This is a genomic window from Stenotrophomonas sp. K-6 (assembly GCF_056861555.1).
The window spans coordinates 1084041-1098084 of record NZ_JBSPUC010000001.1 but is presented as its reverse complement, the minus strand read 5'-3'; the positions used below and the strand labels follow the sequence as shown (position 1 = coordinate 1098084).

11 protein-coding genes are annotated in these 14044 nt (G+C 66.5%); 5 read left to right on the top strand and 6 right to left on the bottom strand.

Annotation, left to right across the window (positions count from 1 at the left end):
- Positions 1-7 precede the first annotated feature (7 nt).
- From lepA to rpoE, 4 genes are all read right to left on the bottom strand, one after another.
- A complete protein-coding gene (gene lepA / locus AC13F7_RS04785) occupies positions 8-1798 on the bottom strand; it encodes a translation elongation factor 4 (RefSeq protein ID WP_481468962.1) in 1791 nt (596 codons plus the stop codon).
- A gap of 167 nt (positions 1799-1965) precedes the next feature.
- Entirely contained in the window at positions 1966-3495 is a 1530-nt protein-coding gene (locus AC13F7_RS04780) for a DegQ family serine endoprotease (RefSeq protein WP_346471784.1), read from the bottom strand.
- Between the two features lie 84 nt (positions 3496-3579).
- A complete protein-coding gene (locus AC13F7_RS04775) occupies positions 3580-4479 on the bottom strand; it encodes a sigma-E factor negative regulatory protein (RefSeq protein WP_482999405.1) in 900 nt (299 codons plus the stop codon).
- Positions 4476-5096 (bottom strand): RNA polymerase sigma factor RpoE, encoded by a 621-nt coding sequence (rpoE, locus tag AC13F7_RS04770; RefSeq protein ID WP_123730518.1) that lies wholly within the window; start codon positions 5094-5096, stop codon positions 4476-4478. The genes AC13F7_RS04775 and rpoE overlap by 4 nt, the downstream gene beginning before the upstream one ends.
- A gap of 238 nt (positions 5097-5334) precedes the next feature.
- Between rpoE and AC13F7_RS04765 the strand changes: the two genes are divergently transcribed.
- The 3 genes from AC13F7_RS04765 to AC13F7_RS04755 all read left to right on the top strand — a co-directional run bounded on the left by AC13F7_RS04765 (position 5335) and on the right by AC13F7_RS04755 (position 9096).
- On the top strand, positions 5335-7398 hold the full coding sequence (locus AC13F7_RS04765; protein ID WP_482999404.1) for a 3-hydroxyacyl-CoA dehydrogenase NAD-binding domain-containing protein: 2064 nt from the start codon (positions 5335-5337) through the stop codon (positions 7396-7398).
- A gap of 145 nt (positions 7399-7543) precedes the next feature.
- Entirely contained in the window at positions 7544-8407 is an 864-nt protein-coding gene (locus AC13F7_RS04760; protein ID WP_482999403.1) for a pirin family protein, read from the top strand.
- A gap of 227 nt (positions 8408-8634) precedes the next feature.
- Positions 8635-9096 (top strand): hypothetical protein, encoded by a 462-nt coding sequence (locus tag AC13F7_RS04755; protein ID WP_482999402.1) that lies wholly within the window; start codon positions 8635-8637, stop codon positions 9094-9096.
- Between the two features lie 124 nt (positions 9097-9220).
- On the opposite strand, the gene AC13F7_RS04750 is transcribed toward AC13F7_RS04755, so the two are convergent.
- Entirely contained in the window at positions 9221-10072 is an 852-nt protein-coding gene (locus AC13F7_RS04750) for a pirin family protein (RefSeq protein WP_482999401.1), read from the bottom strand.
- Positions 10073-10299: 227 nt separating this feature from the next.
- Here AC13F7_RS04750 and AC13F7_RS04745 point away from each other — a divergent pair, with 227 nt between their 5' ends.
- Positions 10300-12381, top strand: a complete 2082-nt coding sequence (locus AC13F7_RS04745) for a carbon starvation CstA family protein (protein WP_481468918.1) — start codon at positions 10300-10302, stop codon at positions 12379-12381.
- Positions 12381-12605: a YbdD/YjiX family protein gene (locus AC13F7_RS04740; RefSeq protein ID WP_019183464.1), complete on the top strand. Its 225-nt coding sequence runs from the start codon at positions 12381-12383 to the stop codon at positions 12603-12605. Before AC13F7_RS04745 ends, AC13F7_RS04740 begins: the two co-directional genes overlap by 1 nt.
- A gap of 146 nt (positions 12606-12751) precedes the next feature.
- On the opposite strand, the gene AC13F7_RS04735 is transcribed toward AC13F7_RS04740, so the two are convergent.
- The gene (locus tag AC13F7_RS04735) at positions 12752-14002 is read right to left on the bottom strand and encodes a DUF819 family protein (RefSeq protein WP_482999400.1); all 1251 of its coding nucleotides are present in this window, start codon (positions 14000-14002) and stop codon (positions 12752-12754) included.
- Positions 14003-14044: the final 42 nt, after the last annotated feature.

Sequence of the window (14044 nt, the reverse complement as noted above, 5' to 3'; positions counted from 1 at the left end):
TCCGGCCTTACTTGTCCATCTGCAGCACGGCTAGGAAGGCTTCCTGCGGGATTTCCACGCGGCCGACCTGCTTCATGCGCTTTTTGCCTTCCTTCTGCTTTTCGAGCAACTTCTTCTTGCGCGAAACGTCGCCACCATAGCACTTGGCCAGCACGTTCTTGCGCATGGCCTTGACCGTGGTGCGCGAGATGATCTGCGAGCCGACGGCAGCCTGGATGGCCACGTCGAACTGCTGGCGCGGGATCAGATCCTTCATCTTCTCGCACAGCTCGCGGCCGCGGCGGTCGGCATGGCTGCGGTGCACGATCAGCGACAGCGCATCGACCTTGTCGCCGTTGATCAGCACGTCCACGCGGACGAACGGACCGGCATCGAAGCGCACGAAGTGATAGTCCAGCGAGGCGTAGCCGCGGCTGACCGACTTGAGCTTGTCGAAGAAGTCCAGCACCACTTCGGCCATCGGCAGCTCATAGCTGATCTGCACCTGGCTGCCCAGGTAGTTGATGCCGATCTGGCTGCCGCGCTTTTCTTCGCACAGCTTGATGATGTTGCCGATGTACTCCTCGGGGGTGAGTACGTTGGCACGGATGATCGGCTCGCGGATCTCATCGACCATGTTCACCGGCGGCAGCTTGGCCGGGTTGTCCATGTTGATGATGCTGCCGTCGGTCTTGAGTACTTCATAGACCACCGTCGGCGCGGTGCTGATCAGATCCAGGTTGTATTCGCGCTCCAGGCGCTCCTGCACGATTTCCATGTGCAGCATGCCCAGGAAGCCGCAGCGGAAGCCGAAGCCCATCGCCTCGGAGCTTTCCGGCTCGAAACGCAGCGCGGCATCGTTCAGGCGCAGCTTGTCCAGCGCTTCGCGCAGGTCCGGGTAATCCTCCGCATCGACCGGGAACAGGCCGGCGAACACGCGCGGCTGCATTTCCTGGAAGCCCGGCAGCGGCTTGGCGGCCGGATCGGCGGCCATGGTCAGGGTGTCACCGACCGGCGCACCGTGCACGTCCTTGATGCTGGCCGTCACCCAGCCCACCTCACCGGCGTTCAGTGCCGGCAGCACCTTGCGCTTGGGGGTAAACACGCCGACGTTGTCGACCTGGTGGTTGCGGCCGGTGGACATCACCTGCAGCTTGTCGCCGGCCTTGATCTGGCCCTGCATCACGCGCACCAGCGAGACCACGCCCAGGTAGTTGTCGAACCACGAGTCGATGATCAGCGCCTGCAGCTTGTCGGTATCGCGCGGCACCGGCGGCGGGATGCGATGCACGATCGCTTCCAGCACGTCGCCCACGTTCAGGCCGGTCTTGGCGCTGACCGCCACGGCGTCGGTCGCATCGATGCCGATCACGGCCTCGATCTCGGCCTTGGCACGGTCGATGTCGGCGGTGGGCAGGTCGATCTTGTTGATCACCGGCACCACTTCCAGACCCTGCTCGACGGCCGTGTAGCAGTTGGCCACGGACTGCGCTTCCACGCCCTGGGCCGCATCGACCACCAGCAGCGCGCCTTCGCAGGCGGCCAGCGAGCGGCTGACTTCATAGGAGAAGTCGACATGCCCGGGGGTGTCGATGAAGTTCAGGTGGTAGGTGTGGCCATCTTTGGCGACATACGGCAGCGAGACCGACTGCGCCTTGATGGTGATGCCACGCTCGCGCTCGATCGGGTTCGAGTCGAGCACCTGCGCCTCCATCTCACGGGCCTGGAGGCCACCGCAAAGCTGGATGATGCGATCGGCCAGCGTGGACTTGCCGTGGTCGACATGGGCGATGATGGAGAAGTTGCGGATGAACCGCATCGAATCAGAAGACATAGGTGGCGGCGGCGCGTCGCGTCGTCAGGATGACTGCGGATTATCGCATGGCCGGCCCGATCCCGCGTGGGCCCCGTAGCGATTGTCGCCAACGCCCCCCCAGAAACGACCAGGCCCGCCGAAGCGGGCCCGGAAACGCAGGCGGGGCGGGCTTATTGGCCGGCCTTGACCGGCACGAAGGCGCTGTTGCCGTTGGCGCGGACCAGCAGCATGACCACATCGCCCTTGCTGTAACCGCTCAACGCCTTGTTCAGCGCGGCCACACTGCCCACTGGCGTCCGTCCGACCTGCAGCACCACCATGCCCTGGGACAGGCGCGCATCCCGGGCCGACTGACCGGTGACCCGGGTGATGCGCACGCCCTCCCCCGAGGCCAGGCCCAGCTGCTGGCGCTGCGGCGCGGTCAGATCGGCCACCTCCAGCCCCAGCAGGGCGTTGGCGCCGGTTTCCGGCTTGGCCGCATCGGCCGCCTGGGGCGTGTTGCCGCGTTCGGCGTCTTCGGCCAGCTCGGTCAGCGTGGCGGTGATCTCGCGTTCCTTGCCCTCACGCAGCACCACGATGCGCACCTTGGTTCCCGGCGGCAGGGCACCAATCATCGGCGGCAGGTCGCTGGACACATTGATCGGCGTGCCGTTCACGGACCGGATCACGTCACCGACCTCCAGGCCGGACTTGGCTGCGGCGCTGCCGGGAACCAGCTGGTTCACCAACGCGCCCCGGCTGTCGGGCAGCTTGAAGCCCTGCGCGACATCGGCCGTGACGGCTCCGACCATGGCGCCCAGCTGGCCGCGGCTGACCCGGCCGTTCTTCTTGATCTGCTCGACCGCGCCCATGGCCAGATCGATCGGGATCGCGAAGCTGATGCCCATGTAGCCGCCGGAGGCGGAGAAGATCTGCGAGTTGATGCCGACCACTTCACCCCGGGTATTGAGCAGCGGGCCACCGGAATTGCCCTGGTTGATCGCCACGTCGGTCTGGATGAAGGGGACGTAGCGCTGATCGGCGCCCCCGGTGCTGCGGCCGACCGCGCTGACGACGCCGGCGGTGACCGAATGATCCAGGCCGAACGGCGAACCGATGGCGACGACCCACTGACCCGGCTTGAGCGTATTGGAATCGCCCACCCGCACCGTCGGCAGGTTCTTGCCGTCGATCTTGAGCAGCGCAACGTCGTACTGCTGATCGCTGCCGATGACCTTGGCGGTGAACTCGCGGCGGTCGCCGAGCTTGACCTTCACTTCGCTGGCGTCGGCAACCACGTGATAGTTGGTCAGCACATAGCCATCGGCCGAGATGATGAAGCCCGAGCCCATGCCACGGCCCTGGATGCGCGGGCTGTCGTCCTGGCCACCGGGGCCCTGCCCCGGCATCTGGAAGTCCGGGCCGAAGAAGCGGCGGAAGAACTCGGGCATCTCATCATCGCCCCCCGGGCCCATGGCGCGGGCCTGGCGGTTGCTGCGCACGATGGTGGTTTCGACGTTGACCACGCCCGGCCCGACCTGTTCGACCAGGTTGGTGAAGTCCGGCAGGCCACTGACCAGTTGCGGCGCAGGCGCCCGTGGTGCGGCGGCGGCCGGTGCGGCCGGAGTCGCAGGCGATGGCGAGGGCGACTGCGCACAGGCCACCAGCGGGAGCGTCATGGCGATCAGCGCCAGGGCATGGGTACGGATACGGGCGGTCATCAGACACGAACCTCCGGGTCAGGGAACAAAGCGGGGGAAACGCTCCGGCGCACAGGCCGGAGCGGAACGTCAGGGCGACGATGCTCAGTCGCGGTGCCGGCGGGCGGGCTCAGCCGACTCGGCGGACTCCTGCAGACGCGGCTCGAACGGATAGAACGCTGCCTGCGGGGCCTGCGTTGAGAAGCTGGCATTGAGCGCGCCGCCCGCGGCCGGGGCCAGGCTGGACCGCGGCCAGGGCTTGGCCTGCAGGTTGCCCACCTCACCGAACGGGAACTGGCGCGCGGTGGCCGCCGGTACCGCCGGCGTCAGCGGCACCTGGCTGGCGACCGCACGTTGCGGCTCGGCACTGCGCTCGGCAGCGCTGCGTGCGGCCTGCTGGGTGCGGGTGGCACTGGCGCGGCGCGCATTGGCCACGTCCTGGCGGCGGCTGGCGGCCGCCACGGCGGCAGCCGGCACCGCCGCTACGGCCAGCGCCTGCTCAGCGGCAGCGGCTTCCGTTGTCGGCGCGGGCGCGGGCGGCAGCTCGGCCTGGCTGGCGATGATGGTGGTCGGCGCGTCCAGCGCTGCCGGGTCGGGCAGCTGCTCGCGGGTCATGAACATCGCCACGGCCGCGACGGAAGCGGCCAGTGCCGCGCCACCGCCCCAACGACGCCAGCCGCCACGGCGTTCCTTGCGGTCCTGGCTGCGCTCGACATTGGCCTGCATCGCTGGTGCCGGCTCAGCGGCCACGGAAACGCGGACCCGCTCGGCGAAATCGACCGGCGCCGGTGCGCAGGCCTGCCCGCGCAGCACATCGCCGAGCATCTGCCAGCGCTCGTTGCAGCTGGACAAGGCCTCATCGTGTTCCAGCCGACGCAGCATGAAACGGGCTTCATCGGCCGACAGCTCACCGTCGATCAACGAAGACAGCTGCTGCCGGTAATGGGCGTCGAATTTATCGGGGGACGTGCCCCGGGAAGCATCATTGGACATATCGTGGCTCATGCGCGGCTCTTCTCGCGGGTGGCGCTGCCCACATCGAGCAGCGGCCGAAGTTCAGTGTCGATCGCCTCGCGGGCACGGAAGATCCGCGACCGCACGGTGCCGATTGGACACCCCATCTTCTGCGCGATTTCGTCGTAGCTCAGGCCGTCCACCTCGCGCATGGTGATGGCCGATCGCAGTTCTTCAGGCAGCGCGGAGACCGCCTTCATCACCGTCTGTTCCAGCTCCTGCCGCATCAACTCGCGCTCGGGCGTGTCGGTGTCGCGCAGACGCGTACCGCTGTCGAACTGTTCGGCGTCCCCGATCTCGATGTCATCGGTGGGCGGGCGGCGGTTGTGGGCGGCGAGATGGTTCTTGGCAGTGTTCACGGCGATCCTGTGCAACCAGGTATAGAACTGGGCGTCGCCGCGGAAACTGCCGATCGCGCGATACGCGCGGACGAAAGTGTCCTGGGCCACGTCCTGACATTCACTCCAGTCCGCGATGTAGCGCCCGATCAGCGCGATGATCCGATGCTGGTACTTGCGCACCAGGACATCGAACGCCGCGCTCTCGCCACGCTGCACACGTCGGACCAGCTCCAGGTCCAGCTCCTGTGGTGTTTCAACCTCGGCCATGGGGGGCCGCACTCCTGTCAGCCCAACCGACGTCGGGCAATGAGACTGCCAATCCCGGGAAAAGTTCAGCGCTCGATCACACTGCGCCGCACCAGCTTTTAACCACCGTTCCGTTAAGGTTTCCGATCCAGGCAATGGATCGACGGCTTCTCTCCCCCAGCTATAGGGATTTGACGGGGAGGAAACAACCTCTGGATCATAGCCCCCTTCTCCATACACAACCGGATGGAACGTTCCCATGCTCTCAGGCTTCGATGGGCTCCGCTTCTCGCATTGGCACCCGCAGATCCGTGACGATGGCGTCGTCGTGCTCAGCCTCGACCGCCACGACAGCAGCGTCAATGCCATGTCGCAGGACGTGCTGCTCGAGCTGGGCGACCTGATCGAGCGGATCGCGATGGACCCGCCCAAGGCGGTGGTGATCCAGTCGATCAAGGCCGCCGGTTTCATCGCCGGTGCAGACCTGAAGGAATTCCAGGAATTCGACCGCCGCGGCACCGTCAATGACGCGATCCGCCGTGGCCAGAGCACGTACCAGAAGCTGGCCGAACTGCCCTGCCCGACCGTTGCGGCGATCCACGGCCACTGCCTGGGTGGCGGCACCGAGCTGGCGCTGGCCTGCCGCTACCGCGTCGCCTCCAACGATGCCTCCACCCGCATCGGTCTGCCGGAAACCCAGCTGGGCATCTTCCCGGGCTGGGGCGGCAGCTCGCGCCTGCCGCAGCTGGTCGGCGCCCCGGCGGCGATGGACATGATGCTGACCGGCCGCAACCTGTCGGCCTCGGCCGCGCGCAACATCGGCCTGGTCGACAAGGTCGTCGCACCGGCCGTGCTGCTCGATACCGCCGTGTCGCTCGCGCTGAAGGGCACTACCCGCCCATTCAAGCAGCGCGCAACCGCGTGGATCACCAACACCTGGCTGGCGCGCAAGCTGCTCGCCCCGCAGATGGCCAAGCAGGTCGCCCGCAAGGCGCGCAAGGAGCATTACCCCGCTCCCTACGCACTGATCAACACCTGGGCACGCACCGGCGGCAGCCCGATCCAGACGCGTCTGGATGCCGAACGCCGTGCGGTGGTGAAGCTGGCCGGCACCCCGACCGCACGCAACCTGATCCGCATTTTCTTCCTGACCGAACGCCTGAAGGCACTGGGCGGCAAGGACCACGGCATCCAGCACGTGCACGTGGTCGGCGCCGGCGTGATGGGCGGCGACGTCGCGGCATGGTCGGCCTACAAGGGCTTCAACGTGACCCTGCAGGATCGCGAGCAGCGCTTCATCGACCCGGCCATGGAACGTGCGCAGGCGCTGTTCGCCAAGCGGGTGAAGGACGACAGCAAGCGCCCGGCCGTGGCCGCGCGCCTGAAGGCCGATCTCGCGGGTGAGGGCGTGGCCCAGGCCGATCTGGTGATCGAAGCCATCATCGAAAACCCGGAGGCCAAGCGCGAGCTGTACCAGTCGCTGGAGCCGAGGATGAAGGCCGATGCATTGCTGACCACCAACACGTCCTCGATCCCGCTGGACGAACTTCGCGACCACATCCAGCGCCCGGCGCAGTTTGCCGGCCTGCATTACTTCAACCCGGTCGCGCAGATGCCGCTGGTGGAAATCATCCATCACGACGGCATGGCACCGGAGACCGAGCGCCGCCTGGCCTCCTTCTGCAAGGCACTGGGCAAGTTCCCGGTGCCGGTCGCCGGCACCCCGGGCTTCCTGGTCAACCGCGTGCTGTTCCCGTACATGCTTGAAGCCGCCACCGCGTATGCCGACGGCGTGCCGGGTCCGGTGCTGGACAAGGCCGCGGTCAAGTTCGGCATGCCGATGGGCCCGATCGAACTGCTCGACACCGTTGGCCTGGATGTGGCCGCCGGCGTGGGCAAGGAACTGGCACCCTTCCTCGGCCTGCAGGTACCTGCCGCCCTGGCGACGGTGGAACAGGGCAAGCGCGGCAAGAAGGACGGTCAAGGCCTGTACAAATGGGAGAACGGCCGCGCGCAGAAGCCCGACGTCCCCGCCAGCTACGAGGTCCCTGCCGATCTCGAAGACCGCCTGATCCTGCCGCTGCTCAACGAAGCCGTCGCCTGCCTCCACGATGGCGTTGTCGCCGATGCGGACCTGCTGGATGCCGGCGTGATCTTCGGCACCGGCTTCGCCCCGTTCCGCGGCGGTCCAATCCAGTACATCCGCGCCACCGGCGCCGATGTCCTGGTCGAACGGCTCAAGGTCCTGCAGCAGCGCTATGGCGATCGCTTCGCCCCGCGCCCGGGCTGGGATTCGCCGGCACTGCGCGAACCGGTGATCTGAGGATCGCGAAAACGCCAGCGCACGCTGGCGTTTTTTTTGTGTCCGCCTGCGTGCAACCAGAACAACCTGTTACCGATACAGGCCTCCCACCCCCACACCCCGCATGCGATCCTCCCGCTCTGTCCCCGCCAGCGAGACCGCCCGCATGACGACCATCATCGCCCCCCGCATCCATGACATCGGTGGCCTGCAGGTGCGCCGCGCCGTGCCGACCCTGCAGGCACGCAGCGTCGGCCCGTTCGTGTTCGTCGATCAGATGGGCCCGGCCGTGCTCTCCCCGGGCACCGGCATCGACGTACGCCCCCATCCGCATATCGGCCTGGCCACCGTCACCTTCCTGTGGTCCGGCGCCATCGGCCACCGCGATACCCTCGGCTCGGACCAGGTGATCCGCCCCGGCGACGTCAACTGGATGACCGCCGGCCGCGGCATCGCCCACTCCGAACGCACGCCCGCCGTCGAACGCGAGCATGACCATCCGCTGCACGGCATGCAGACCTGGCTGGCGCTGCCGAAGAGTGCCGAAGAGACCGACCCCGCGTTCTACCACCACGCTGCCGCGACCCTGCCCCAGCAACGCCGCAACGGTGCCTGGCTGCGCGTCATCGCCGGCCGCGCGTACGGCGAAGAATCGCCGGTCAAGGTGTTTGCTGACACCCTCAACGTCGCCATCGATCTCGACGCGGATGCGGAAATCGACCTGGATACTGGTCACGCCGAGCGCTCGCTCTATATCCTCGAAGGACAGGCCCAGCTCGATGGTGTGGATGTCCCTGCCCAGCACCTGATCATTCCCGAGCCCGGTGCACGCGGCCGCCTGCGCGCCAAGACCCCGATCAAGGCGATGCTGATGGGCGGCGAACCGCTCGACGGCCCGCGCCACCTCTGGTGGAACTTTGTCTCCAGCTCCACCGAACGGATCGAGCAGGCCAAGCACGATTGGGAAGCCGGCCGCTTCGGCACCATCCCGGGCGACGATAAAGAGTTCATTCCCCTGCCCGCCTTCTGATCCGGGCCGGGCCAACCTGGACCACCTGCGTCGCGACAGACAGGTTCACCTGAAACCGTTATTTGTACACTGAGTCACATTCCGTTAAGGTCCGGATCACTCGTCCGACACTGACGGCAGCGAGTCATCCGGTACGCGCGCGGGGAATGCGCCACCACGGCCTGGGTTGTCGACGGCCACCGGACGGCCTGTCAGCGAAGGACGCGATCATCGACCTTGGGGGAACCATGAACGTCCTGCGCGCTGTCGTATGTGTGTGTCTGCTGGTCACTGCCGGCGCCGTTGCGGCGCAATCGACCAGCGAATGCCCGTCCCTGCCCGCCAGCAGCGGCCTGCAATGGCAGGCGCTCGCCCAGCGCGACTTCATCCTGTGCAAGGCCACCGCCGCCGATGGGCGTGAGGTCCTGAGCCTGACCCTGAGCGCCCGCAACCCGGAGCTGCCGTTGAACCGCTCGCTGCGCCAGGAAAAAGGCAGCTTCGCCGGTGAAACGCTGTACTGGTACCAGCCCGACCTGGGTGGACAGAAACCGCCGGGCTATGAGACGCGCCGGATCACGATGGTGAAGTTCGACAAGAACCGTTTCGCGCAGATCGCGCTGTACGCTGGCGACAAGAGCGAACTGGGTTTGCTGCAATCGCTGGCGCAGGGCATGAACCTGACGCCCTCCGCCGTCGCAGCAGGGCGCTAAGCACGAGGCCGGGACGGTGCACCGCACTCATCCGGCCATCCACGGTAGCGCCGGCCGCTGGCCGGCGCCTCCCACACCGTCAGGTGTCATGCGTTTGCCGGCCAGCGAGCGGTGCCCACGTGCCTCAGAAGCGGCCTTCCTGGAAATCCACGAAGGCCTGCATCAGCTCCTGCTTGGTATTCATCACGAACGGCCCATGCCGCATGACTGGCTCACGCAGCGGGCGGCCCGCCACCAGGATCAGACGCGCACCGGTGTCGCCCGCGCGCAGCGTCACCTGCTCGCCGCCGCCCAGCACCGCCATTTCCTGCCTGGCCACCGGGCGCGCATCCTCGCCCTCGCCGATCTCCAGCCCGCCTTCAAACACGTACGCGAAGGCGTTGTGGCCGTCCGGCAGCGTGTAGCTCCAGCCCGCGCGTGCATCCAGGGTGATGTCCAGGTACACCGGATCAGTGGCCGGCTGCACGATCGGCCCAACGGTGTCACCCACCTGACCGGCGATCACCTTCACCTGCACGCCGTCGGCGGGCGCGGTCACCGGGATGTGGTCCGGGGCGAACTCCTGGTACTTCGGGTCGGTCATCTTGTCGCGCGCCGGCAGGTTCACCCACAGCTGGAACCCACGCATCTGCCCGGATTCCTGCTCGGGCATCTCCGAGTGGATGAGACCGCGGCCGGCCGTCATCCATTGCACGCTGCCCGGCGTGAGCAGGCCCTCGTTGCCGTGGTTGTCCTTGTGCCGCATGCGTCCGTCGAGCATGTAGGTCACGGTCTCGAACCCACGGTGCGGATGGCTGGGGAAGCCGGCGATGTAGTCCTCGGCGCGGTCCGTGCCGAATTCATCCAGCAGCAGGAACGGATCCAGATCAGGGAGCGAGGGGCCACCGATCACCCGCGTCAGGCGCACGCCGGCGCCATCGGAGGTGGCCATGCCACGGATGGTGCGCAGCACGCGCACCGGGATTGGGCTGCTCATGGTGACTCCAGACTGAGGAAACTGGGTACAAGATGGGCGCAGTCGTCCCCCCGGCCAACGGTCATGCCCGCAACCGATTGTTCCAAGCGTGATGTTCCGGCGACGTGCACAGGCACGTGCCACACCCACCCTACGACCAAAGTACTAGCGGCAAGCCCCCGCCATTGCATTGACCCCGTCAGTGCCAAGGCGGACTCTTACGACGATCTCCAGGGAGACGCAATCTCATGAAAGGTTTTTCGAAACTGGGTTGGGCAGTCATCGCACTGCTTGGCGCATTCTGTCTAGGCACCGTCGCACTGCGCCGCGGTGAACCCATCAATGCGCTGTGGATCGTCGTCGCTGCGGTCTCCATCTATCTCATCGCGTATCGCTTCTACAGCCTGTTCATCGCCGACAAGGTGATGCAGCTCGATCCGACCCGGGCCACGCCCGCGGTGATCAACAACGACGGTCTGGATTACGTTCCGACCAACAAGCACGTTCTGTTCGGCCACCACTTCGCCGCCATCGCCGGTGCAGGCCCGCTGGTCGGCCCGGTGCTGGCCGCGCAGATGGGCTACCTGCCCGGCCTGCTCTGGCTGGTCGTGGGCGTGGTCGTGGCGGGTGCGGTGCAGGACTTCATGATCCTGTTCCTCTCCAGCCGCCGCAACGGCCGCTCGCTGGGGGATCTGGTGCGCGAGGAAATGGGGCCGGTGCCCGGCACCATCGCCTTGTTCGGTGCCTTCCTGATCATGATCATCATCCTGGCGGTGCTGGCGATGGTGGTGGTCAAGGCGCTGGCCGAGAGCCCGTGGGGGATGTTCACGGTTATCGCGACCATGCCGATCGCGATCCTGATGGGCGTGTACATGCGCTACATCCGCCCGGGCAAGATCGGCGAGATCTCCGTGGTCGGCCTGATCCTGCTGCTGGCCGCCATCTGGTTCGGTGGCAAGGTCGCCGCCGATCCGGTCTGGGGCCCGGCCTTCACCTTCACCGGCATCCAGATCACCTGGATGCTGATCGGCTATGGCTTCGTCGCCTCGGTGCTGCCGGTGTGGCTGCTGCTGGCCCCGCGCGATTACCTCTCCACCTTCCTCAAGATCGGCACCATCGTGGCGCTGGCGATCGGCATCCTGATCGTCATGCCGGAACTGAAGATGCCGGCGCTGACCCAGTTCGCCGCCAGCGGCGACGGCCCGGTCTGGAAAGGCGGGATGTTCCCGTTCCTGTTCATCACCATCGCCTGCGGCGCGGTGTCCGGTTTCCATGCCCTGATCGCCTCGGGCACCACACCCAAACTGCTCGCCAATGAGCGCCACATGCGCTACATCGGCTACGGCGGCATGCTGATGGAATCGTTCGTCGCGGTGATGGCGCTGGTGGCCGCCTCGATCATCGATCCGGGCATCTACTTCGCCATGAACGCACCGGCGGCCGTGATCGGCCCGGATGCGGTCTCCGCTGCGGCCTACATCAGCAATACGTGGGGCTTCATCATCACCCCCGAGCAGTTGGAGGCCACAGCCGCGGCGATCGGCGAGCCGACCATCCTGCACCGCGCCGGCGGCGCACCGACGCTGGCGGTGGGTATCGCGCAGATTCTGCACGAGGCGATCCCGAGCGGCAGCAACGCGATGATGGCCTTCTGGTACCACTTCGCGATCCTGTTCGAAGCACTGTTCATCCTCACTGCGGTGGATGCCGGTACGCGTGCCGGTCGCTTCATGCTGCAGGACCTGCTGGGCAACTTCATCCCGGCCCTGAAGAAGACCGAGTCGTGGACCGCCAACATCATCGCCACCGCCGGTTGCGTGGCGCTGTGGGGCTACCTGCTCTACACGGGTGTGGTCGATCCCTTCGGCGGCATCCAGACCCTGTGGCCGCTGTTCGGCATCTCCAACCAGATGCTGGCCGGTATCGCGCTGATGCTCGGCACCGTGGTGCTGTTCAAGATGAAGCGTGACCGCTTCGCCTGGGTGACCGGCGTGCCGGCGGTGTGGCTGCTGATCTGCACCACGTATGCGGGCCTGATCAAGATCTTCGACAAGAACCCGGCCCAGGGCTTCCTGGCCCAGGCGCACAAGTACCAGGATGCGATCGCCAGCGGCACGCTGACCGCACCGGCCAAGACCGTCGGCCAGATGCATCAGATCGTGGTCAACGCCTACGTCAACACCGGCCTGACCGTGCTGTTCCTGTTCGTGGTGTTCTCGATCCTGTTCTACGCGATCAAGACCATCTTCATGGCCCGCCGCACCCCGCAGCGGACCGACAAGGAAACCCCGTACGTGGCACTGCAGCCGCACCAGATGGCGGACCTGTGATGAGTACCGAACTCGTCCCCGCCGGTCAGTACCAGGCCCACCGCCGCATCTGGCGGCGCCTGGTGCAGACCGCGCGGCTGTGCTGCGGCATTCCCGACTACGACAACTACGTCCGACACGTGCTGGAAAAACATCCCGACCGTGTGCCGATGGACTACAAGACGTTCTTCCGCGAGCGCCAGGAGGCGCGTTACAGCGGCAAGAACGGCGGACGCTGCTGCTGACGCCCGGCAGCGGATGAACTCCAACACGGCGGCGCGAAAGCGCCGCCGTTTTTATGGGGCTGCATACTGGCCACGCAGAGGGGCGAACCGCCCAAAAAAGAGGCGGCCCTTACGGCCGCCTGCAGGAACGTCATGGCCAGCGTGCGTTACGCGCCCGCCATCCATTTCAGGATCAGCCCGGTCACATAGGCCAGGCCGGTTCCGGTGGCATAGCCCACGGTGCCCAGCAGCACGCCGACCGGCGCCAGCGACGGATGGAACGCGGCGGCGACCACGGGTGCCGATGCGGCTGCACCGATGTTGCCCTGCGAGCCGATCGCGAAGAAGAACAGCGGCGCGCGCAGCAGCTTGGCCGCAATCCACAGCACCAGGATGTGGGTCAGCATCCAGATCGCGCCGAGCGCGAACAGCCACGGACGATCGAGCAGCGAGAGCAGGTCCATCTGCATGCCGATGCAGGCGATCAGGAAATACAGGAACAACGTGCCCAGTCGCGAGGCACCGGCGGACTCCAGGCGCCGCGCACGGGTGAAGCTCAGGCCCAGGCCGAGCGCCGTGGACAACAGCACCACCCAGACGAATGCGCTGTCCAGGCTGAACTGACTGGCCCAGCTCACATTGGCTTTGAACCAGCCGCTCAGCGGCGCCGCGATGGCATGCGCCAAGCCGACGCCGCCCAGGGCCACGCCGACGATCACCATCAGGTCGGTCAGGGTGGGAATACGCGCATTCTGCGCCTCGTAGGCGGAAATCCGCGCCTTCATCTCATCAATGGCGCGGGTATCGGCGCCATTGCGCGTGTCGATCTGCTGGGCGCGGTTGGCCAGGAACAACAGCACCGCCATCCACAGGCTCGCGCAGGCCACATCGACCACCGCGAACTGGCCGAACGTGGTCGCATCCGTGCCGAACACTTCGCGCATCGCCACCATGTTGGCACCGCCGCCGATCCAGCTGCCGGCCAACGCGGCCATGCCCTTCCAGGTATCGCCCGCCACCGTCGCGGGGTGGATCCAGGACATCGCCTGGAACGACACGATCGCACCGAGAATGATGCCCAGCGTGCCGGCGCAGAACACCACCAGCAGCTTCGGGCCCAGCTTCATGATGCCTTTCAGATCGATCGAGAGCGTCAGCAGCACCAGCGCGGCGGGCAGCAGCACGTCACGCGCGATCGGGTTGTAAAGCGAGGTGTTGTGGCCGTCGATGAGGCCGGCCGTGTTGTAGATGGCCGGGATGAAATAGCACAGCAGCAGCGCTGGCACCCACGCGAAAATCTTCTTGAGGAGCGGGGTCGGGCCGCTGGCGGCCCAGAAGATCACGGCCAGGGTGGCGGCGATCAGGCCGAGGCCGACAATGTCGTTGGTGATCAGGGCAGTACTGGGTTCGGTCGGCATCACGCCATCCTCTGTCGATCGAAGGGATAAAAAAAAGCGCCG